Genomic DNA, 21,865 nt, shown 5'->3' on the forward strand with positions numbered 1-21,865 from the left:
ACCTACATTTTAACATTGACTACGAAAATATAGTGACAGAGGTACATATGAAATTTTACGCCGTAAAAAAAGGCCGTACACCGGGTGTTTATCGCACATGGGATGCAGCCAAAAAACAAGTTGATGGTTTTCCTAACGCCGAATATAAGTCCTTTAGCAAAGTTACGGATGCAACGGACTACTTGGATTGGGATCAGCCAACAATTAAGCAGGTTTTTCAAAAAGACAAAGACTCCTTAGAGCAAGCAATTGCCAAAATACAGCGGGCTAGTCAGACAGTTAATAAAAAGCAGCAAGTGCCTAAACAGAAAAAGACACATGCTGCAACAGAAAATGAGACTAGTGGCGACTATTTTGCCACGATTTATACTGACGGTGGAACCCGCAATACAGGCAACTTCAAAGGCGGCCACGTGAAGGCAACCGACAAGGCGGCCTGGGCTTATTTAATTGAGTGGTATGACCATAACCAAAAACAAACGGCATATGACTCGAATGGTGAATTTGGTGCCACTAATAATAAGATGGAGCTAACCGCCTTAATTGAAGCTTTGAAAAAGTTGCTGCAACTGGGCTTTAATCAGCAGCCATTATTGTTTGTCCTCGATTCTCAGTACGTGTTAAATCCGATCACTAAAGGCTGGCTCAAGGGTTGGAAAAAACGGGGCTGGAAAAAGAGCACACCGGGTGCAATTGCCAATTTAGAATGCTGGCAGGAAATGGACCGGTTGCTAGAGCAATTTCCTAGCGCCCAATTCGAATGGACTAAGGGCCATAATAATAACCGCGGCAATGAATTTGTCGACCATACGTTAAATAAGTTTATGGACCAAATGTGATTAGTTAAAGACGACGATTGTACCGCCAAATAAGTGACTAAAGAAATTAGTTACATTTTGCCAAGCTTGTTCTAGCCAGTTGCGGTTTTCAGGGGTATTGACTTTGTCAAAAATGCCCTTAGCATCTTTTTTGATGTTATCGGATAAAGCTCCAGCTTGATCTTTAAACTTGTTGTCTTTTAAGGCTCCAGAATTGCGGATTTCAATTAAAACATTAATAATCTGCTGTTTTTGGTTATTGTTAATAACATCACCTAAGTGGTTAATATTAATTTGGTTGTTAACGATGTCACGAATTTGGCTGTCAGAAATGTTGTTGCCAATTTTACCCATTTCTTGTTTGGCACCGGCAACGGCGTTGTTTAATTGAGCGTCACTGTAACCATCTTTACTCTTGTTTTCCTTGGTAATTTTACTTAAAGTTCCCATTTCGTCTTGGGCGGCGTTAACCTGACTTTGATTGAGGCTTTCACCGGTTTTGTGGTAAGCAGCATAGACACCAGCTAAAGCACCAGAGCCATCGATTGGCACGGCACTAGTCACATAGATATTTGCATCAGCAATTCCGGCCGTTAGTGCGGCATTTTTATACTGATCGGCGGTAATAGTCGTGATATTGTTTTTACCTTGATAATCCAAGATTTTGACATTAATACCGCTGCCTTGAGCAGTCTTTTGAATCATTGCACTGGACCAAACGCCAGAATTAGTGGTGAAGTTAGCCCCCGAAGGATTAAGATATTTAACTAAATCGCTTCCTGTGATGGTAATAGTTTGGTAACTATTGCCGTTTAACGGCTCACTAAGCGTTTTAACTGTTCCGCTGCGCTGACCATCCGATAAAGAAGTTCCTAGGCAAACGACGGGAAGATCATCTGCCTTGACTGTTTGTTGGGGCAGAGATAGTCCCAACGTTCCGATTAATAACGTTAAAATAGTAGTAATAATAGTTGTTGCTTTTTTCATAAAATAATCAACTCCTTGTTTATTGCTATTAATTATACTAAATGCTGATTACAAAAGTTTAAAATCGCTTTTTAGACCATCCGGTTTACGATATTTTTAATATTTTAGATGGTATAATAAAAAACAATGAGGGAGGTAGCGATGATTCAGCAACCTGAATTAACTGTCATAATGCCGGTCTACAATGTTGAAAAATATTTGCCGCGAGCACTAGAACACTTGGCTAAACAGAGCAACCCGAATTTCAAATTGTTGATTGTCAATGATGGTTCAACTGATAATACGAGAAAAATTGCGGAAAGTTACCGGAATGATTTTCACGACTTAAAAATTATAAATAAACCTAATGGCGGTTTGTCTGATGCCCGCAATGTTGGAATCGACAACGTTGATACGCCGTATTTTACCTTTCACGATGGTGATGATTGGGTAGATTCTGGTTATACCGACTTTTTTGTCCGAGCTTTTCATGAGCATCCCGAAGCAGCAATGGTTTCTTGCGGCTTTTGGCTTGATTACGAAAATAAGAAAGGTTCCGTGCCAGCAACTAAGAAGAAAGTAAACGGGATGAAAGAAAAATTGCGCAGTTATCAGCTTATCTGCAATCCACTAGGATCATTATTTGACAATCACTTCTTAGCAACACCAGTTAAAGGCTACACATGGAATAAGGGCTATAAGCTTTCCGTTGTTCGGCAAAATCACTTGCGTTTTATGGGCAACTTGGCATTTATGGAAGACCAGATTTTCAATGTGCAGTATTTAGCTAAAACAGATGGCTTTTATTGTGACAGCACGCCGCTATACCATTATTGGCAGCGCAAAGACAGTATGGTCCATAACTTCAATTTAAAGATGATTCCTGATAACTTTCGGGCAAATTATATTATCCTTAAAACGATGATACGTAGTTTGTGGCAAGAGCACAAAAAGGAAAAAGGTTCTGAGCAAGAGCTGCTTGAGGCTAGTGAAAGGGATCAGCGATGAGAGAAAAAGTTAACGGTAACGAATTATATTACAGCAAACTGGGTAAGGGAGAACCACTTCTTTTATTGCACGGTCATCACTTAGATGGCGGGATGTTTGACCAGATTATTGCCCCGCTTGGACTTTATTACACAGTTTATGTCCTTGATATGCGCGGACACGGCTTAAGTGAAGGCGAAATAGCGCAACATTATCAGACTGAAGTTAAAGATGTCGCTGATTTTATTGATCAGGTTGGCATTCGGGGCTGTTATTGTTTTGGCTTTGATGCTGGTGGCTTAGTTGCAATGATGCTTGCAAGCCAAGACCAAAAGGCCTTTAAAAAGTTGATGGTTGCCGGCGTATTTGTCAATGGCAATGGCATTAGACCATATCATTACTTAACTGAGGGGATTTTGCGCTTTTTGAGGCGTAATCGTGACAGTGAAGTAGAATTGACCGAAAGCTTTATGTCCGTTGATAGCTTAAAGGCAATCTCAATTCCAACGTATTGTGTTGTTGGTGAAAAAGACTGGGTCAAGGTAGAACATGTTCGCTGGTACAGTCAGATTATTCCGCAGGGCCAGCTTCTTGTAATGCCGAGACAGAAACATGAAAGTTATGCTGTGAAAAGTTTTAAACTTCTTAATTTAATGGAAGATTTTTTTAAATAAATATTTTTTAACAAAACGTCGAAAAAGTTTTCGGCGTTTTGTTTTGATTTTTACCTTTTCTAGGCACTAGGGACTTTTTTTGGTTATAATAGACTTGCAAAGATAGTATTTTAAATAAAGAGGTAGCTATGAACAAAGAAGAACTTCTTCAGTTAATGCATCCAATGAAGTTAATTGGGTTAAGTGGTAATCCTGCTTTAAACGAAAAGATCGCCACGATTTTGAAAAAACCGCTAATTGAAACTGCTGTGCAGCATTTTAGCGATGGCGAAATTCAGGTTAATATTGGTGAAAGCGTCAGAGGATGTGACGTTTTTGTTATCCAGTCAATTCAAGATCCAGTCAACGAAAACTTTATGGAATTAGAAATTGTCTTGGATGCATTGCACCGCGCTTCTGCGCACCGAATTAACGTTGTTGTGCCTTACTTGGCATATTCGCGTTCTGATACTAAGACACGTTCCCGTGAACCAATTACAGCTAAACTGGTTGCTAATTTATTGCAGATTACCGGCTTAGACCATTTAATTGCTTTAGATTTACATGCTTCGCAAATTCAAGGCTTTTATAATGTTCCGGTTGACCATCTGCACGCAATGCCGCTGTTAGCGCAATACTTCCTTGATAATGGAATTGCGACTAAAGAAGAAGACGATATTGTTGTTGTTTCACCTGATCATTCAGGAGCAAAATTAGCGCGGAACTTTGGGCAGTTCTTTGATGCGCCAATCGCAATTGTTGACCAGCGTCGTGAACGTTATGACACTGATGTGCATGACATGATTGGTGACGTTAAGGACAAGAAATGTATTATTGTCGATGATTTGATTGACACAGGTTCACGCATTTCTTCTTCAACTAAATCAGTTTTAGCAGCTGGCGCTAAAAAAGTTTATGTTGCAGCTACGCATGCACTTCTTTCACAAAATGCACTGGAAACGCTTAATGAATTGCCAATTGAACAAATAGTGGTAACTGACACAATTAAGCACAGCCACTATCCAGACAGAATGGTTCGGATTTCCGTCGATTTGCTTTTGGCTCGTGGAATTAATTATGTGTATAATGATCGCTCAATGCATTTGTTAAGTGAAAGTGACTTAAAATAATTTAATAATTGGCTTTTATTTTTAAATACTTATAAACGTTGTTGCTTCAATATTTTTTAGTGCTATGATGTATTTTTGTTTATTTATTTTATAACATTGGTATAATAAAAAACAAAATGCGTAGGAACGGAGAATCCATTATGGCACGAAGGAAAAATTATAAGAGAAGACGAATTATTTTAAGTAATACCTTTCATTTAATTAGGGAAAATGGCATGGACAATGTGTCATTTCAGATGATTGCAGAAAAATCAGGGATTTCCAAATCTCTTCTTCAATCATATTATCCCCATAAAGCAAAGTTAACGGATGACGTGGTTCGTAATATTCTTAATACCTTGGATGAGCAGGTAAGAAAATCCAACCATGCCAAGGAGGGCAATATTTGTGCCCGAACTAAGGCTTTTATTTATACGATTGCGATGCTGGGAATCTATGACAAGGGACTCAAGCGAATTATTTCTGAAGTTTTCAGTAGTAACGAGACCCTTGATAATTGGAGCCAAATGCTTAATAGCTGGGTAAAAGATAACCAAATTTTTGATGAAGATGCTTTTGATTTAAATGAAGTAGAGTATGGCATTGCATTTGTAGTAACTGGGGTTGGCCGGCTATACCATGACAGTAAAAGATTTAGTCTATCTGCCGAGCAGCTGGCAGATTACGCTACTAGTTCATTAATGTATAGTTTCCTGCATTGCACCCCAGAACAGGTTAACCACGCTCTTGAAGCTGGTCATGAGATCATTAAATCAACTGATATCGAAGCAATTCATCACGCAATTGATACGATGTTTGATGAAGAAAAAGAGATCGTCTGTTAGGAAGGAAAAATATGGCAAATGGCGCGCGAGATGATCTGCGCAGAGTAACTCAGGAACAGAATGACCAATATCAAAAGGTACTGTCCTTTATTATTTATCTAATTGTGACGCTTATTATGGTTACGGTTACTTTTCTCAATCCTTTTTTCATGAAGAATCAGATTAGAACTGACAATAATGAAGCCATCATTGTTAGGCAGGTCAACAAGCACTTTGATACACTTGCTAGCGAGATTGGGGCCAATAAGAATGGCAATGCCAATCTTTTGACTACTAAGCAAACGCAACCGATTGCCGATCATATTATTGATTATACTTTGGGTGCTTTTTTTAAGTTTAATAATCTTAATTTAGCTAACCAAATTTTATACGACATTGATTTAAATATTGACCAAGGGGCATCAAGCGATGCTCAGTTGGTTCAGCAAAAATTAAAAAAGCAGGGCAGTAATGCACCTTATGAAGTAGTTGATGCGTTCAGTTTAAATACAATGATGGTGGGCAGCAATGTTGCAACGGCATTACTGCTGCTTAATATTATTGTGTTAGTAATGGCTGCTATCAGCTTGCGCTCGCTTATTAGTGACTTGCGCACAGAGATGACTTCGAAAAAGTTAACCCATACTATTACGGGTGCGGCCATGTGGGCAAGTTTTTGGCTAATGCTGATTGCGGGAATAATTGCGCTTATTCCAATAGTTTTTAATGTCAGGGAAATTGCTGTTTTTGGCTATATTTTGGAAATTAGCAGCAGTATATTCTTGGATTTTGTAATTGTGGGGGTTGTCCTCTACATTTTAAGTGCCATTTTATGGGAATTTACAGCGCAAGAAAATTAGCTGCTTAACTTACTCCTTGACCTTCTAAAAGCTCCTGACTAATTAATAAGTGAATTGTTCAGGTGACCCTGTCTTTTTTAAATAGGCAATTACGAACTAAGGAGTTAATAATGAAAATTTACTTTGCAAATGCTCTGTTTTCTCAGGCAGAAATCAATTATAATGCCCAATTAGCAGCTAAAATTCGTCAACTAGATCCTGCAATTGATCTATATTTGCCGCAGGAAAATGCTGCAATTAATGATAAAGAAGCGTATGCCGATTCAAAAATGATTGCTCAGGCCGATACTGATAAGCTCCTTCAAAGTGATTTAATGGTTGCCGTTCTTGATGGTCTCAGTATTGATAATGGGGTAGCAAGCGAAATCGGTATTGCCTACGCTAAAGAAATTCCGATTATTGGTCTGTACACGGATACACGACAAAAGGGCAGTAATAATAAGCAAAAATTAGCTGCACTAAGTGAAATCGCTGAAAATCAATTTCACTACGTAAACCTTTATACAACGGGACTAATTAAGCTAAATGGGACAATTGTTAATAATGAACCTGATTTATTACAGGCAGTTGCAAAGTATTTAAAATAGCAAAATAAAGCCACGGAAGTAAAATTTCCGTGGCTTTTTTCTGTCATAAATTAGTTGCTGCCTAGTCGAAAAAGCTTGAAATGATAAGAAAGAACTCCCGCAATATCAACCCGGTATTCATGCCCATTAACTAAGGGAGTAGCTCCCGGAGAATAAGTAATAATGGTTGTAAAATTGCCATAGCCGGAATTATGATAATTGTGAACTTCCTGAGCTTGATAAGTTGTTTGCGTATCCTCATCGGTAATAGTAATTTGCGGAATTTCTTTAATTACCTGATCGGAGCTATAAAAAGACCAAGCAATGTTTTGTCCTTGGACTAATTCGAGCGGAAAAACGCCTGAACTAGGATAAGTAACTTGCTGTTGACTTGGCTTGCGAAAGACGTCAGCTGAATTAAGAACTTTTTGAACAGAATAGCGATAACCGTTTTTTCCGTAAGCGGCTCCGATTCCGGTTGTAGTCAGTCTAGTTGAGAGTAACCAGGCACGGTGTCCTGTGTCTGGCCCGGATAAATTATAGCGATCAGTAATTAAATCAGTAATTACATCGCCTGCAGTTTGGTCATGAGTATTAAAGTTAAGATTAGCAGAATTGGAAGTGGAGCGGGCGATTTGCCAAATCGCTTTGCTAACGTTGCGCGGCCTTTTTTCATAAGGAAGGTTGTGCTGGTTAATTAACGGATTGGCATTTAAGGTTGCCAAGACGGCGGCCGTTTTTTGTGCATCAATACTGTCTTGTTTGGCCTCAGCTATTGGTGTTAAGCCGAAAAGTCCGCGATAATAATTAATGTAAGCGAGTTGATCACTAAGATAAGTCGGGGTTAGCACGCCTTCTTTAAATTTGCGGTTGAGCTGCGGCTTAGTTACATAGAGGTTATCTTCATTAAAAGGAGTTTTATCTAAAGCAGCATACTCTTGTTGCAATTGCTTTACTTGGTTTGCTTCACTTGGCGTGAAATTAGCCGCGTGAGTAGTTGTAGCGCTAAATGGAAAAATGAAAAGTAGGCTGGTAAGTATAATAGATAATTTGCGTAACATTTTTCAAGACGCCTCCTAACTATGAAATATTATAAGGCAAAAAAGCCCTTTAGATAGCTACAAAACAAAAAATTAAGAAAAGCTGGTAGAAAAGAGCGTTTATTAAATATGATTAACCCAAACATACCACAAGCAAGAAATGTTGAACTGAAATTGGTTAGTAATCTTGATGATTGGGACGGCGTTACTGGTCCGGTTGACCGTGATTTGCGTCAAGTCGTTGTTCAAAAAGCAACAATCGGCAAGAATTATACTTATGCCTTGCAACACGTTGCTGGTGATACTTTTGTTTATCGCAGCCACAATGGTCAAAATGTTAACTTTAATAAAAATAAGCCGGTGTTGTTCATGACGGGAACTGCTGCAGGGCATACCCAAACATTTGAATATGCGAATAAATTTGGTCAATATTTTGTGGGAACTAAGCCAAATGACCTTAATATGAGCAGTACGTGGTCGAGTTGGTCAAAGCAGATTGCCCGGGTTTCCCTGTGGCACGCACAAAAATATCGTTCTAATACAAGCGTGCAACCTCGGCTGGCAAACTTAAATCATGCAGGTAGCGACTTTGGTGTTGGTTGTGCAGGTGACCAATTTGCCCGCGTCGAGGCGGCCGTTTCACCTGATGGTCAATATTTTATGATTGCTTACGGTGATAACGATCATAATGGTTACTTTGCACTATACCGCCTGAGTGCAATTAATGATGCCTTGGATCATGCCACAACTGCCAGCAAATATGTTGATATAACAACTGTACAATGCCTTGCCGCTTTTAAAATTCCAACTTTATCTGGCAATCAAGGACAGGTAGGGTCTTTGCAAGGATTTGCCCTTGATCATTATGTTGTTAATCACAACGACCAGTTTAATCTTTATCTTTCTAGCCAGCCATCTACTGATATAGCTGGCTTTGACCGTAAAATTGTCAAAATTCCGTGGGGCGAAGTTAACGCTGCCGGTTGGGAATTAGTTGATTTGACAACTGCAACAGAACTGGCAATTCCAGGCTATTATACGGAAGTTGAAGGCATTCAGGTTGTAAGTAATAACAATGTTTTGGTGACGGTTGCCTACCACCAACTGCACGATTTTGCTAATCCAACTAAGCATCCCACTAAAATTAATAAAATTTACCAAGTAACTTGGGGACTTTTATAGCCAACAATAATGTTCGGAAAAAATATTGGATTAAAAGTCAAAATGATTAAGAGCAAAGCGAATTTTCACAATGAAAAAAAGCGGACTATTAACTAATTGAAAAATTACTCATGTTTTTTAAGATTTAGGTTCGGATTAAAAAAATATTTCTAAAATTCGGCTAATTTGTGCTTTTTTAGGCTTACATTGCCGTATAATTAAAAAGTTAGAAACATTAATTAAGAGGTAAAAATAAAATGACTAGGAAAACACAGGTTGGCCTAATTTTTGGTGGCAATTCATCCGAATATGAAGTCTCAATTATGTCAGGCCACAATATTTATAATGCAATTGATCAAGATAAGTTTGATGTTCACCCGATTTGGATTACCAATGACGGGTACTTGGCTAGTGAAGCAGATTCTTTTAAGGTACTTAAAGATCCACACTATACGGTGCAAAATCCGTACAAAGTCGCTAATATTTCTAATCTAATTGAGTTAGCTAATTTACCTGAAATCGATGTTTTCTTCCCAATTGTCCACGGTAACTTAGGCGAGGATGGCAGCCTGCAAGGTTTATTTAGAATTTTGGATAAGCCATTTGTAGGTGACGATGTTCTATCCGCTGCAGTAACAATGGATAAGGAATTTACCAAGATTTTGGCGCAACGAGCTGGTGTTCCAGTTGCCGACTGGATTGCAATTAAACGCTTTGAATATGACGAAGAAAATAATGCTAAATGTGATTACGCAAAAGTAAGCGAAAAATTGGGTGGCGACTTGTTTGTTAAGCCATCTAATCAAGGCTCATCTGTTGGGGTTCACCATGTTACAAGCGAGAAAGAATACCGTGAAGCTTTAGCCGATGCCTTTAGGTATGATGATAAAGTTTTAGTAGAAGAAACGATTCATGGTACTGAAGTTGAAGTTGCTGTTTTAGGCAATGACAAGCCGCTTGTTTCTGGGGTAGGCCAAATTATTAACGCTGCGGGAACCTTCTATAGTTATGAAAATAAATATGATGATGATTCCACCACAACACTGCAGATTCCAGCCGAATTACCAGCAGAAATTGTTGAAAAAATTCGGGCTAATGCTTTAAAAGTTTACCAGGCAACTGAATGTAGTGGTTTGGCTCGGGTTGACTCTACTTTACGTGAAAGTGACCAGAAGATTGTTTTGACTGAAGTCAATGCATTACCAGGTTTTACTAACATTAGTATGTATCCAAAACTGTTCGAAGAAGCTGGTATTCCTTATTCTGAATTAATCACACGGTTAATTGAAATCGGCCAAGAACGTTATGAGCATAAAAAGACGTTGCTACATAAAATCGGTTAATTAGATTGTGCTGGGAGTAATATTTTATGACTAAAGATAAGCATGATTTTGAAGAATTGACCGCCCCTGCAGCAACAGCTAAGGAATTGCAGATTAGTGTTGCCACTTTGCGCAAATATTCCTTAATAGTTGAAAAAGTTGCCGGTAAGCCTGATTATTACGCTAGAACCAAACAAAATGCCCGGTTATATAGTAAAAAGGATGTTCAAGATTTAAAGGATTTTCATAAGTTGGCACAGGAAAATGGCCTTACTTTGCAAGAAGCGGCACAGCAGATTTTTGCTGTGAGTGATAAAAGCGCAAAAGAATCAAATGCCGTGGACGAACCTAACAATGAAGTGATGAGCACACCGCAGGTAATGAAACTTCTTAATGCCTTGCAACAGACTATCGGACAACAGAATTCAGCGCTTGCGAAATTACAAAAGCAGTTAAATCGAATTGAAAAGCAGAATAAAGATCTACTAACAAGACAGAAGGAGTTAGAAAATTCATCTGCCAAAGAAGCCGATTTTGCTAGCTTACCTGATATTTCAGGAATTGTAACCGATGATCTGGCAACTGCACCAATTTTTGCTGAAGAAAATAAACCACTGACACCTGCTGAAAAGCGGGCGCAGGTTGCTAATGATGAACAAAAATCAAGCAAACAAGTGCATGATGAAATTTTGTCAAAAGCACAAGAAAACGCCCAAAAAAGTACGGTTAATGCGCACCGGACATTGTCAGATATGCAAGTAGAACCGGAAAAAAAGCACTGGTGGCAAAAATTTATTGATATGTAGATTAAGTAAAAACGACTTTTAAAAAAAGCCGTTTTTATTAATGCCAAATTTAGCAAACTTAAGTTAAACTTTTAATTATGATATCCGCTTTTGAGGTACAGTAGACAAGTATAGATTAAGGATGATTACATTGAAAAAAACTAAGCAGCGCTACGTGTTGGCGCTAGTTGTAGCTATTATTGGACTGGCCTTGACGGCGTGTACTTATTTTGCCACTGACATCTACACTAAGCATGATGTAGCAGTAATTACGGACCGCACGATTAAGGACACTTTAGTTGAAAAAAGTACGGATGTGTATAACAACAAGGACGAAACCAGAAAACAGGTGCTTCACCTCAAAGTTTTATCTGGCAAGCATAAGAACCAAACTTACCGAACGGTCAATTATTATTATCCATCGCAATTGATTACGCAAAAATACCGGGCTGGTCAGCGGATTTTTGTCAATATTAAACATAATGATCCGGCTATTCAAACGCCTAAACGCGATTGGGTGTTGGTTTTAGCACTGACAGTCATGGCGACACTAATGGTAGCCGTTTCTGGTAAAAACACGCTGGGACTGATTGCGTCCATGGCTTTGAGCTGGCTCTTGTTTTACCTCGTAATTATGACCGATATTAAACTGAACGGCTCGTATATTGTGCTGCTCTTTGGCTTTGCTGACATCGTCTTTTCCTTTTTCAGCTTATTGCTTGTTCAAGGACTTAATAAAAAAATGCTGGCGACCTGGGCCGCGACGCTGTTAGGAGTCTTTGTTTCGTTTGCTTTGTGCTACTTAATTATGCGCCTTACGGGAGAGTCTGAAATCAAATATGAAACTGGCGATTACGCTACCCAAGATCCCCGCGGCATTTTTCTAGCGCAGACCTTGCTTGGCATTTTAGGAGCAGTGATGGATGAAGCAACGGATATTATCTCAAGCTTATATGAATTAATTCAGACTAAAAAAGATCTGACTGCCAAACAGCTGATTGAAAGTGGCCGAACAATGGGCCAAGAGATTATGGGACCACTGATTAATGTGTTAGTGCTGATTTTCATGTCTGAAGCGTTGCCGCTAACAATTATTTATTTACGTGACAACAACACTTTAAGTTCCACCTTTGGCTTCACCTTATCTTTAGGAGTAACGCAAAGCGTTATCTCCGCAATCGGAATTGTTTTAACGGTCGTTTTCGCGACTGGCTGCAGTTTGTTCTTTTTAGAAGGTCAAAAATGGAAGGAGTGGAATAAAAAGTGAACACATTAATGGCACTGATAATCGTTTTGGCAATATTAATGACGGTCATTGGCGGTGAAACTGGCATTCGTAGTTTTTTCAGTGTGCTGATTAACACCTTATTGTTAATTTTGCTGGCAATTCTGATTTCATGGGGCATCAGCATTCCCGTGTTAATTTTGATTTTTATTCCACTCAAGTTAGTGACAATAATCTTTTTGGGAACGCATGACTATCAAGTAGCGAAAAACTCATTTTATTCTGCTCTAATTGTGTGTTTAGTTGTCAGTTGTTTGATTTTAGGATTCGAATGGCTGGCACAAGCTGCTGGTCTAGGCCCAGAAGCAGGAGAGATTCTCGTTGGTTTATCACAAATGCCGGGGCTTAGCTATCCGTTAATTGCCGTAGCTGTTGCGATTTTTTCAACGCTTGGAGCGGTTGCGGAAGCGGCGGTTGCAATGAGTTCTGGATTATTAGAAATTAAGAAGCACAATCCCGAGATTACCCATGAAGAACTACTGAATAGTGGGGCAAAAATCGGCAACGATGTTTTAGGAACAGCGATGAATACCATTTTATTTGGCATGTTTGGTAGCTTTCTTTCCCTATTTTTGTGGTATATTAGGCTCAATTACACATTAGGTGAAATTTTAAATGAAAAATTATTTGTCAATGAAACGCTTATTATTATGTATTCATTGATTGGTGTATTACTAACTGTGCCATTATCGACTGCTTTTTTAGCAAAAAAGATGGCTAAACGTGAGGTGAAAAAATGAAAGTAAATGATTTAACGTTAACTAACTTTAACAAGCGGGAGTTTAAAGTTCATACTTATACTCTGGATTCAATTGGTGACTTAGTGACTCCTAAGCATCCGCTTGCCATTATTATTCCAGGTGGCAGTTTTGACCACTTGTCTTTACGAGAAGGCGAGCCGGTAGCACTTGCCTTTAATAACTGCGGCTTCAACAGCGTTGTAATGGAATATAACCTGGTTCAAGATGAAGGTGATATCTATCCGGATGCGGGGCTAGATGTATTGACTACGGTTAAGTACTTTCGTGATCACGCGCGTGAATACAATATTGATCCTGCAAAAATTGTTACTGTTGGTTTTTCAGCTGGCGGTCACGTGGCCAGCTTTGCCAATAGCATGGCTAACTCTCCTAAATACCAAAAAGAATTTTCTTTTACCAGCAGTGCCGTCTTACCATCTAAGACTATTTTAGGGTACCCGTTAATTAACTTAGCTAAAATTGGCTTTGATGTCCCCGCTGAAGAGGAGGGCAAGGTACCGACAGATGAGTTTGTTAAAAATAGTGCATTAGGTGTAACTGCCAAAACGCCTGCAACTTTTATTTTTCATGCGTGGGATGATCCAGTTGTATTAGTGACAAATACCATGGAATATATTGCTGCTTTACATGCCAAAAATGTGCCATGTGAGGTTCATATTTTCAATCGTGGTGGTCACGGCTTTTCACTAGCCCGTAAGGATATGGTGATAAAAGGGCGCGAGTGGCAGGAAAATCCGCATGCGGCCCACTGGTTTAAGTTAGCTCAAGAGTGGTTGGCCAGCGAATGGTCATAAACAGGCAGTGTAGCTGCTTTTTTGTGGGCTATTTGCCAGCATTAAGACTTACTAGAAAGAATATTAATATAAAAATTAAAAAGTGCGAATTTTTTTAAACAAAAGTATTGCATTTATTTCTAAAAGGTATATAATTGCACATATTTGAATCAAAAGAAAGGACATGATTTTTTGAAGTTAACGAAAATAAAAATTTTAACAGCAATTAACGGCGTACTAACTTTAAGCAGTCTAATCATGTTATTCTTTGGATTGTGTAATCAAGTTAATGAGTCAAGTCGCCTTTTAGATGATGAGCAAACAATTGCCCTTAATAGTGGGAATGGTTTATTCATCTTTACAGCAATAATTGCCGTAATCATTTTTGGATTTGCCTTCTTTGCCAGTTGGCTGAGAAGTGAACCTGCGAAGGCTCATTTGTTAAGACACCATGCTTAATTAAGAAAAAACTGCACTTTTGGTAAGACACAAAAGCGCAGTTTTTTTATTTGGTTTTGATTAATGACAATTGAAAATAAGACAAAATAAAAAACAGCTTAGTCAATTACTAAACTGTTTTTATTATTAGGAAAACTGAAATCTATTACTCTTTTTAATACCAATGATGACTTAACCAAAAGCTCTTGGCATTAACCCATGAACCGTAGCGGCCGTAAACGTAATTATCGGCAACTCGTTCCTGGTTCTTAGGGGAATAATTACCATGAAGGTAATTAATGTTTAATTGGTACTTGCCGTAACACACACCATTTCTAGCATAGTAGTTACCACCGGATTCTCTCATTGCAATCCAGTTCTTGGCAGCACGTTCACGCTTAGATAATTTTCTAGCAGCTTGAACAGTTTGAACATTTGAACTGGTGTTAGTTGTTTGCGCAACAACAGTAAAACCAAAAGATAGTGCTAAAGCTGCAATTAACTTAGTTAACAGACTTTTATTTTTCTTCAATTTCTTCATTCCCTATAAAAAAGATCACTTATTTACTATGGATAATCATACACATGCAATATTTCATTGTTGTTACAGAATTAACACGCGACTCTTACAATCAAGTTTTAATGTTATTTCTGCATAGTTTTGGTAGAATTTAGAGGAAACTATTCTAGGAGGTAGATTATGACTGCAAAACATTTTTATGAAACTTTTCATCCTGATCATTATGACTTGTTTATTGATGTTAACCGTGAACAGAAAACAATTACCGGTACTTCAACAATTACCGGTGAGGCAATCGAAGATACAATTTTAATTAACCAAAAATATATGACTATTACAAAAGTCATGTGTGATGGTACTGAGGTTCCTTTCACCGTTGATGATGAGGAAGAAGCAATAAAAATTGCGGTAGGCAAAACTGGCAAAGTTACAGTTGAGATTACTTATTCTGCACCACTAACTGATACTATGATGGGAATTTATCCTTCATATTACAAAGTGAATGGCGTTAAAAAACAGATTATTGGAACACAATTTGAAACTACCTCAGCTCGTCAGGCTTTCCCATGCGTTGATGAACCTGAAGCAAAGGCCACTTTTTCGTTAGCCCTTAAATATGACGAGCACGAAGGCGAAACGACAATTGCTAATATGCCGGAAATTAAGGTTGAAAATGGCGTTCACTATTTTGAAAAAACAGTTAGAATGTCCAGTTACTTGATTGCGTTTGCGTTCGGTGAATTGCAATCTAAGATGACAGAAACCAAAGACGGCGTCAAAGTAGGCGTGTTTGCGACTAAAGCGCATCAAGCTAAGGAACTAAACTTTGCGCTTGATATCGCCAAGCGGGCAATTGAATTTTATGAGGAATTCTATCAAACTAAGTACCCATTACCACATTCTTGGCAATTAGCGCTACCTGACTTTTCTGCTGGGGCAATGGAAAACTGGGGCTTGGTTACTTACCGTGAAGCCGCAATTTTATTGGATCCAGACAATGCTACTCCTGAGCAAAAAGCTTATGTGGCAACAGTTATTGCCCATGAACTTGCTCACCAATGGTTTGGTGATTTGGTAACGATGAAGTGGTGGGACGATTTATGGTTAAACGAAAGTTTTGCCAACATGATGGAATATGTCTCAATTGACGCTTTAGAGCCTGAATGGCATGTTTGGGATAACGTTTACCAAATATCAGAAGTTCCTGCTGCTTTAAATCGTGATGCTACTGATGGTGTCCAACCAGTTCACGTTGAAGTTGAACATCCTGCCGACATTGATGCAATTTTTGATAGCGCGATAGTTTACGCTAAGGGCTCAAGAATGTTAGTAATGGTTCGCGCTTTATTGGGCGACGAAGCATTGCGCAAAGGGCTGAAGTATTACTTTGACCAACATCAGTTTGGCAATGCAACCGGTGACGATCTGTGGAATGCATTGTCTACTGCAACTGACTTAGATATTGGTAAAATTATGCACACTTGGCTCGATCAACCTGGTTATCCGGTTGTCACGGCTAAAGTTAATGCAGAAAATCATTTGGTTTTGAGCCAAAAGCAATTCTTTATTGGTGAAGGCAAAGATGCTAACCGTAAATGGGCAATTCCACTTAACGCCAATTTCGCTGCGCCACAAATTATGTCAGAGCGTGAACTTGATCTTGGTGATTATCAAGACCTGCGTGCAAAAGCTGGTCATGCATTACGCATTAATGTTGGTAATAGTTCGCACTTTATTGTTAACTATGACGAAACATTGATGAATGATATTATGACCGAAGTTGATCAATTACAGCCAGTTGATCAATTACAACTCTTGCAAGACTTGTCCTTGCTTGCTGCGGGTAACCAAATTTCTTATGCGCAAATCATTCCGCTATTACCGAAGTTTGCTGCATCTAGATCTAATATTGTCATTAATATTTTATTCAATATTGTTGATCAATTGCGGAAATTTGTCACTCCTGGATCGGCTGACGAAAAAGCGCTGAAGGCATTTTGCAATAAATTATCTGCCGAAAATGTAACCCACTTAGGCTGGCAAGCCAAAGAGACTGATACTTCAGATGATAAACTGATTCGACCAATCGTCTTAATGGCTGCGTTATATGCAGAAAATTCTTCTATTTATGCAGCAGGTCACCAAATTTTTACAGAGAATAAAGATAATTTGGCAGCCATTGAGGCATCAGTACGACCTCATGTTTTGGTAAATGAGGTTAGAAATTATCATCAACCTGGTCTTGTTGCCGACTTAATTAAGCAGTACCAAGAAGCAGTGGACCCATACTTTAAACAAGACTTGTTAGCAGCTATTACTATGACCACTGACAAGAATGAATTAGAGAAGATTGTGGATAATTTTGAAAATGCTGATATTATCAAACCCCAAGATCTTCGTGCTTGGTACCGCTCCATTTTACTTAACCAGAATGGTCAACAATTAGCATGGGATTGGTTACGTCAAGACTGGTCATGGCTTGAAAAGACAATCGGTGGCGATATGGAATTCACGAGTTATATCACTGTAACTGCGAAAGTTTTCGATACCGCGCAGAGATTAACTGAATTCAAAGAATTCTTTGAGCCAAAAATCGATCAACCAGGACTTGGTCGTGAAATAAAGATGGATACACGCGTGATTGCAACAAAAGCTGCTTTAGTTGCAAATGAAAAAGCTCAAGTTAATGAAGCAATCAAGGCAATTTTGTCGCAGGATAAGTAGAAATCTAACACTTATCAAATTCGTATCGTTAAGTTAATATTGATAGACTTAAAACGCCAAGCTAAACATTTAGCTTGGTGTTTTTTTATTGGTGCAAAATAAGACTTTGAGCAATTAATTGTAATTTATTAATGGTAATAGTGAATGGCATAGCAGAATAGGCACTTTTATCGTATCAGCTAAATTAAGATTTAAATTTTTAGTGAATTGCTATTTGATAGTTATTTAGTAAAATAATTAAGGGAATAATAAGGGGGTTAACAAATGAAAAAATGTCCAAATTGTGGTGCATTGATGAAATCAAATGTCAATTTTTGTACTAAATGTGGGGCCGATCTGCGGCAGATAGATAATAGTTCCCAAGAGGCTACTGCTAAGTCAGAGGATTCACACCAAATAAAAGGTCAATCAAATAGTGGAGAAAACTTTGAGCAAAATCAGGCAAAGCCAAATGCTGCTAATAATGAACAAGCGCAAGAAAGTCAGTTCCAGCAAGCACCGACTTCAGTTAATACGCAAGAAACCAATTCAGGAAGACTATATGTCGTCATTCAAAATTACTTGCAATGGTGCGTTGATTCGTGGAAACGCCCATTTTCAGCGGTGATTGGTGAAAGCTGGTATGGCTGGGCTACAATTCTATTAGACAACTTGCTAATTATTTTAGGTTTTTATTTTTGCTTGAAGTCTGTGGCTAATGGTTATGGTGTAGGTCGAATAGTTTCTGGTTTTTCCCTTATTGGCGTGATTAGGGTACTGCTATTTGCACTTTTGTTTGAAGCAACTATCATTGGTGGCTATTATGCAGGACACTATTTTATTTATGGTAAAACTGACGGCTTAATTGCTTTCGTTAATCGGGGCGTTCATGCCAGCAATTTTAATTTGATATTATCATCGCTTGTTTTTATTGTTTTAGTATTGGGGCCAGGCAATGGCACATTTGTTTCTGTAGTATTATTTATCATCTTTTCGCTCTTTTATATGGGCTTCCAGCTAACTGCACTTGGTGAAAATAGACAACCTATTCGAGATAAAATGTATGGTTACATTATTTCTCATCTAATAATACTAGTAGCAGTCTTGATATTACTAATAGCAGTCATTATTTTCTTTTCGATACTATACAATTCAATGCATCAATCAATCTTATACCAAATCTTTTCAACCTTAAATTAATTATAGAATTTCAGATGGGGAAAACTGGTATTTTACCTTTTTTCCCTTATTAACAAATGCGCGAGTAAATTAAAAAGGCATGCTGCTGTAAATTGCAACATGCCTTTTTAATTATTATTAACTTAGAGTATTCACGAGTTAGTCATAGACGATGACTGCTTCATGCTTAACAACATTATGCCAAACATGCTTGATTTCACCTGGCTTAATATTGACGCAACCGTGAGAACCGCCCCGCAAGTATGCTTTTTTACTCCAATCGCCGCGCCAACTGGCATCATGCAATCCGCAACCGCTAAGAGTAAACGGCATCCAGTATTTTACCGGAGAGGCATACTTTGAACCGTCATTGTTGCGGCCACGTAAAACAGCAGGCGACTCTTTATACTGAATATACCATACGCCAGTAGGGGTACGGTTTCCTTTGCCGCCATTTTCAGTTCCAGTAACAACATCGTTTAAGTGAACGGCTAATTTGCCTTTTCTGACAATCCATAATTCTTGTTTCTTGAGAGAAACAACAACATAATCATTTCCGATTCCATGATTGGACTTGTTATAGCCTAGACCATAAGTACTGTAGCCTAAACCATAGATGTAATCTTCGCCATTTAAGCTGGTTGTACCTTTTAAAAAGGCCTCTTCAACTGCTTTTTGCGCTTTTTTGACGTTAACGCCCCAGCCGTAGCTCTCATTTTTGACGGTAATTGCTTTACTATTAAGCTTATTTTTAACCGGTACTTTAAACTGGTAGCTTTTATGAATTGTCGAAACTTCTTGGTCGATCTTATTTAATTTCGCTGTTAGATTCTCCGAATTAATAAACGAGAATGTACCTTGTTTAAAAATGACCTTGTTAAGGAGCTCATTTGCCTTTAATTTATAGGACTTACCGGCAACTTTGTAGGTCACGCTGGCACGGCTAACTGACGTTAATTTGCTGTTGGCACTTTCTAAATCAGTATAGTAGTACTCGTAATTTTTCTTGTTGGGCATGGTTGTGTGTTGTTTAGCAAAATAATCACGCACAGTTTGCCGATCAATTGTGTTAATGCTGGGATCACGCTCGATTGCGACTTTACCTTTTTCAAGGGTCACAATATTGTTGGCCTGGCGGTTAATTTTGGCCGTTGCCTTGGCAACAGTTAAATTGCCCACTTTAACACCATAAATACTTACATTAGGGTTAAAATGGTTGGTGGCAAATTCTCTTGCCTGTCTTTGTGACTCGACATGGTGGTTATATAAAACTACGCCGAAAACAACCGCTAAAATTAAAACAATTCCAATAATGATTAGGTAAAGATTGTTGCGATTATTGTATTTTTTTAAGTTTTTTCTCGATTCCATAATTTTTACCCACTGTAAATAATTTTTTAAAAATAATTGCGGTTCCAGTTTATCATCTATTGTGGCTCTAGTAAAATACAATAGTTAAAAAACTTGTTTAGGAGGTTCGCATGGAAAATGATCCGTTAATTTTTGATGTTAATATTGCCAAAGAAAAGCCCAATTCATACCGGAAAACCAAGAATAAGTCAGGCTGTCCCTTTTGTGCACCAGATGAATTGAGCAATATTTATGACCGTAACGGCGATATGATCTGGCTGCGCAACAAATATCCTACGTTGCGTGATACGGTTCAAACTGTTCTAATTGAGTCGAGCGATCATCAAGGCGATATTACCACCTATTCTACTAAACAAAACCGGGCGTTAATGCGTTTTTCTTTAGCATGCTTTAATAAAATGCGAAAGCAAGAAGAGTTTCGGTCAACCTTGTGGTATAAAAATTTTGGCCCGCAATCGGGTGGATCACTCATTCATCCTCATATGCAGATTGTTGGCCTGAAAAAGCAAGACGGCTACCATTATTTGTCAGAAAAGAATTTTAATGGGGTTACTTTGTTTAACCAGGAAAACGTAGAAGTCAATATTGCTCGTTTTCCGGTTCAAGGCTATATTGAAATTAATATCAATTTGCTTAATAGCGCCGGTATAGACTTGTGGGCAGATTGGATTCAATGCGGGGCAAAATATATGCTGACGGTTCTTTCGAATGGCCGGTGTGATTCGTATAACCTCTTTTTTTATCCGCGAAAAAATAATGTGATTTGTGCTAAGCTGATTGCGCGTTTTGCTGCGCCACCATATTTTGTTGGCTACAAACTATCCCAAGTAGATAACGAAGAGAAATTACAGGACGAGGCCCAAAAATTACGGCAGTTTTTTGCTATCACCGCTAATAAATAATTAAACTTGCCGTAGATAGTATTGATAGTTTTTCTTTATGCCATTATTATAATTTTTAATAATCTTAAGCACGATTATTTGCGGCTTATTTGGTTTAGCAATATAATGACAACGTGTTATTTAAGGAGAAATCAGATGCGTAGAGAACAAACTAGAAACTTGGCAATTACTGCCTTATTTATTGCAATTTTTTTACTGCAGACTTTCGTCCCTAATATTGGTTATATCCGTATTTTGCCTGGCTTGCCTGCAATTACTACAGCGCCGTTGACTGTTGCTGTTTATTCACTGTTAATGGGACCGGTTGCCGGAACTTGTTTTGGCATTTTCTGGGGACTGCTACGGGTGATCCTAGCATATACCCAGCCTGGAGATATGGTCAGCTTAATCCTATTCCAGAATATTTTTATTTCATTTATCCCAAGTATTTGTGCGGGACTTTTCCCAGGGCTAATTGGTAAGGCCAGTCAAAATAAGAGTAGAGGCGTTAAAGAAGGCAGCTATATCGTTGCTGGTGCAGTTACGTCATTAACAAATACGGTTTTAGTCATTCTTTTGACTAGTCTCATTTTTATGGGAAATTCCTCCAGGCTAATGGGGTATATGGGCAATTTTGCCACGGGAACACCTTTGATCCAAGCACTGATTATTGCGCTTGGCATGAATGGACTGATTGAAGCAATCTTTACTGCTATCGTTACGCCAATTATTGTTACCCCGTTAAAAACCGTGATGAGTAGAGCTAGATAGTCCGTTTTTAGATAAATAATTAAATTTAAAAGTCATTTGCTTTGCAAATGGCTTTTTTTTGTTTGACAAGTTCAAAATAATGGAATAGTGTA

At 38.4% G+C, this 21,865-nt stretch carries 22 protein-coding genes; 18 read left to right on the top strand and 4 right to left on the bottom strand.

Going from position 1 to position 21,865, the window contains the following annotated elements; all coding sequences use genetic code 11:
* Nucleotides 1-47 precede the first annotated feature (47 nt).
* A complete protein-coding gene (locus tag GYM71_RS01035) occupies nucleotides 48-839 on the top strand; it encodes a ribonuclease H family protein (protein WP_220220582.1) in 792 nt (263 codons plus the stop codon).
* Here the strand turns inward: GYM71_RS01035 and GYM71_RS01040 are convergent, their stop codons facing one another.
* Nucleotides 840-1,805, bottom strand: coding sequence for a DUF1002 domain-containing protein (locus GYM71_RS01040; protein ID WP_220220583.1), 966 nt, complete (start codon nucleotides 1,803-1,805; stop codon nucleotides 840-842).
* Between the two features lie 141 nt (nucleotides 1,806-1,946).
* Here GYM71_RS01040 and GYM71_RS01045 point away from each other — a divergent pair, with 141 nt between their 5' ends.
* The 6 genes from GYM71_RS01045 (at nucleotide 1,947) to GYM71_RS01070 (ending at nucleotide 6,804) form a co-directional block, all read left to right on the top strand.
* Nucleotides 1,947-2,792 carry a glycosyltransferase family A protein gene (locus GYM71_RS01045; RefSeq protein ID WP_220220584.1) on the top strand — a complete coding sequence of 282 codons (846 nt, stop codon included), beginning with the start codon at nucleotides 1,947-1,949 and terminating at the stop codon, nucleotides 2,790-2,792.
* Entirely contained in the window at nucleotides 2,789-3,445 is a 657-nt protein-coding gene (locus GYM71_RS01050) for an alpha/beta fold hydrolase (protein WP_103752777.1), read from the top strand. Before GYM71_RS01045 ends, GYM71_RS01050 begins: the two co-directional genes overlap by 4 nt.
* Nucleotides 3,446-3,573: 128 nt before the next feature.
* Nucleotides 3,574-4,554: a ribose-phosphate diphosphokinase gene (locus GYM71_RS01055; RefSeq protein ID WP_103752778.1), complete on the top strand. Its 981-nt coding sequence runs from the start codon at nucleotides 3,574-3,576 to the stop codon at nucleotides 4,552-4,554.
* A gap of 140 nt (nucleotides 4,555-4,694) precedes the next feature.
* The gene (locus GYM71_RS01060) at nucleotides 4,695-5,378 is read left to right on the top strand and encodes a TetR/AcrR family transcriptional regulator (protein WP_220220585.1); all 684 of its coding nucleotides are present in this window, start codon (nucleotides 4,695-4,697) and stop codon (nucleotides 5,376-5,378) included.
* A gap of 11 nt (nucleotides 5,379-5,389) precedes the next feature.
* On the top strand, nucleotides 5,390-6,217 hold the full coding sequence (locus GYM71_RS01065; protein ID WP_220220586.1) for a hypothetical protein: 828 nt from the start codon (nucleotides 5,390-5,392) through the stop codon (nucleotides 6,215-6,217).
* A 110-nt stretch (nucleotides 6,218-6,327) separates the two neighbouring features.
* Nucleotides 6,328-6,804, top strand: a complete 477-nt coding sequence (locus GYM71_RS01070; protein ID WP_220220587.1) for a nucleoside 2-deoxyribosyltransferase — start codon at nucleotides 6,328-6,330, stop codon at nucleotides 6,802-6,804.
* Between the two features lie 50 nt (nucleotides 6,805-6,854).
* Here GYM71_RS01070 and GYM71_RS01075 read toward each other — a convergent pair whose 3' ends face one another.
* The gene (locus GYM71_RS01075; protein ID WP_220220588.1) at nucleotides 6,855-7,844 is read right to left on the bottom strand and encodes a CAP domain-containing protein; all 990 of its coding nucleotides are present in this window, start codon (nucleotides 7,842-7,844) and stop codon (nucleotides 6,855-6,857) included.
* Between the two features lie 108 nt (nucleotides 7,845-7,952).
* Here GYM71_RS01075 and GYM71_RS01080 point away from each other — a divergent pair, with 108 nt between their 5' ends.
* From GYM71_RS01080 to GYM71_RS01110, 7 genes are all read left to right on the top strand, one after another.
* Nucleotides 7,953-9,005, top strand: coding sequence for a helveticin J family class III bacteriocin (locus GYM71_RS01080; protein ID WP_220220589.1), 1,053 nt, complete (start codon nucleotides 7,953-7,955; stop codon nucleotides 9,003-9,005).
* Between the two features lie 236 nt (nucleotides 9,006-9,241).
* A complete protein-coding gene (locus tag GYM71_RS01085; RefSeq protein WP_220220590.1) occupies nucleotides 9,242-10,327 on the top strand; it encodes a D-alanine--D-alanine ligase family protein in 1,086 nt (361 codons plus the stop codon).
* A gap of 26 nt (nucleotides 10,328-10,353) precedes the next feature.
* Nucleotides 10,354-11,112 (top strand): helix-turn-helix domain-containing protein, encoded by a 759-nt coding sequence (locus GYM71_RS01090; RefSeq protein ID WP_220220591.1) that lies wholly within the window; start codon nucleotides 10,354-10,356, stop codon nucleotides 11,110-11,112.
* A 121-nt stretch (nucleotides 11,113-11,233) separates the two neighbouring features.
* Complete coding sequence (locus GYM71_RS01095; RefSeq protein ID WP_103752786.1) at nucleotides 11,234-12,358, top strand: YibE/F family protein; 1,125 nt, start codon at nucleotides 11,234-11,236, stop codon at nucleotides 12,356-12,358.
* Nucleotides 12,355-13,116 carry a YibE/F family protein gene (locus GYM71_RS01100; RefSeq protein ID WP_220220592.1) on the top strand — a complete coding sequence of 254 codons (762 nt, stop codon included), beginning with the start codon at nucleotides 12,355-12,357 and terminating at the stop codon, nucleotides 13,114-13,116. The genes GYM71_RS01095 and GYM71_RS01100 overlap by 4 nt, the downstream gene beginning before the upstream one ends.
* Nucleotides 13,113-13,931, top strand: coding sequence for an alpha/beta hydrolase (locus GYM71_RS01105; protein WP_220220593.1), 819 nt, complete (start codon nucleotides 13,113-13,115; stop codon nucleotides 13,929-13,931). Before GYM71_RS01100 ends, GYM71_RS01105 begins: the two co-directional genes overlap by 4 nt.
* Before the next feature lie 171 nt (nucleotides 13,932-14,102).
* The gene (locus tag GYM71_RS01110; RefSeq protein ID WP_220220594.1) at nucleotides 14,103-14,369 is read left to right on the top strand and encodes a hypothetical protein; all 267 of its coding nucleotides are present in this window, start codon (nucleotides 14,103-14,105) and stop codon (nucleotides 14,367-14,369) included.
* 154 nt (nucleotides 14,370-14,523) lie between these two features.
* Here the strand turns inward: GYM71_RS01110 and GYM71_RS01115 are convergent, their stop codons facing one another.
* The gene (locus GYM71_RS01115) at nucleotides 14,524-14,889 is read right to left on the bottom strand and encodes an aggregation-promoting factor C-terminal-like domain-containing protein (RefSeq protein ID WP_220220595.1); all 366 of its coding nucleotides are present in this window, start codon (nucleotides 14,887-14,889) and stop codon (nucleotides 14,524-14,526) included.
* Nucleotides 14,890-15,048: 159 nt separating this feature from the next.
* Here GYM71_RS01115 and GYM71_RS01120 point away from each other — a divergent pair, with 159 nt between their 5' ends.
* Nucleotides 15,049-17,592, top strand: a complete 2,544-nt coding sequence (locus GYM71_RS01120) for a M1 family metallopeptidase (protein WP_220220596.1) — start codon at nucleotides 15,049-15,051, stop codon at nucleotides 17,590-17,592.
* A 264-nt stretch (nucleotides 17,593-17,856) separates the two neighbouring features.
* On the top strand, nucleotides 17,857-18,771 hold the full coding sequence (locus tag GYM71_RS01125; protein ID WP_220220597.1) for a zinc ribbon domain-containing protein: 915 nt from the start codon (nucleotides 17,857-17,859) through the stop codon (nucleotides 18,769-18,771).
* Between the two features lie 138 nt (nucleotides 18,772-18,909).
* Here the strand turns inward: GYM71_RS01125 and GYM71_RS01130 are convergent, their stop codons facing one another.
* The gene (locus GYM71_RS01130; protein WP_220220598.1) at nucleotides 18,910-20,121 is read right to left on the bottom strand and encodes a L,D-transpeptidase family protein; all 1,212 of its coding nucleotides are present in this window, start codon (nucleotides 20,119-20,121) and stop codon (nucleotides 18,910-18,912) included.
* A gap of 110 nt (nucleotides 20,122-20,231) precedes the next feature.
* On the opposite strand from GYM71_RS01130, the gene GYM71_RS01135 reads away from it, so the two are divergent.
* Complete coding sequence (locus GYM71_RS01135) at nucleotides 20,232-21,023, top strand: DUF4931 domain-containing protein (RefSeq protein WP_220220599.1); 792 nt, start codon at nucleotides 20,232-20,234, stop codon at nucleotides 21,021-21,023.
* 135 nt (nucleotides 21,024-21,158) lie between these two features.
* Complete coding sequence (locus GYM71_RS01140; RefSeq protein ID WP_220220600.1) at nucleotides 21,159-21,773, top strand: ECF transporter S component; 615 nt, start codon at nucleotides 21,159-21,161, stop codon at nucleotides 21,771-21,773.
* The last annotated feature ends 92 nt before the right edge of the window (nucleotides 21,774-21,865 follow it).

The organism is Lactobacillus panisapium (genome assembly GCF_019469265.1).
In the GTDB taxonomy this organism is placed as follows: Bacteria; Bacillota; Bacilli; order Lactobacillales; family Lactobacillaceae; genus Lactobacillus; species Lactobacillus panisapium.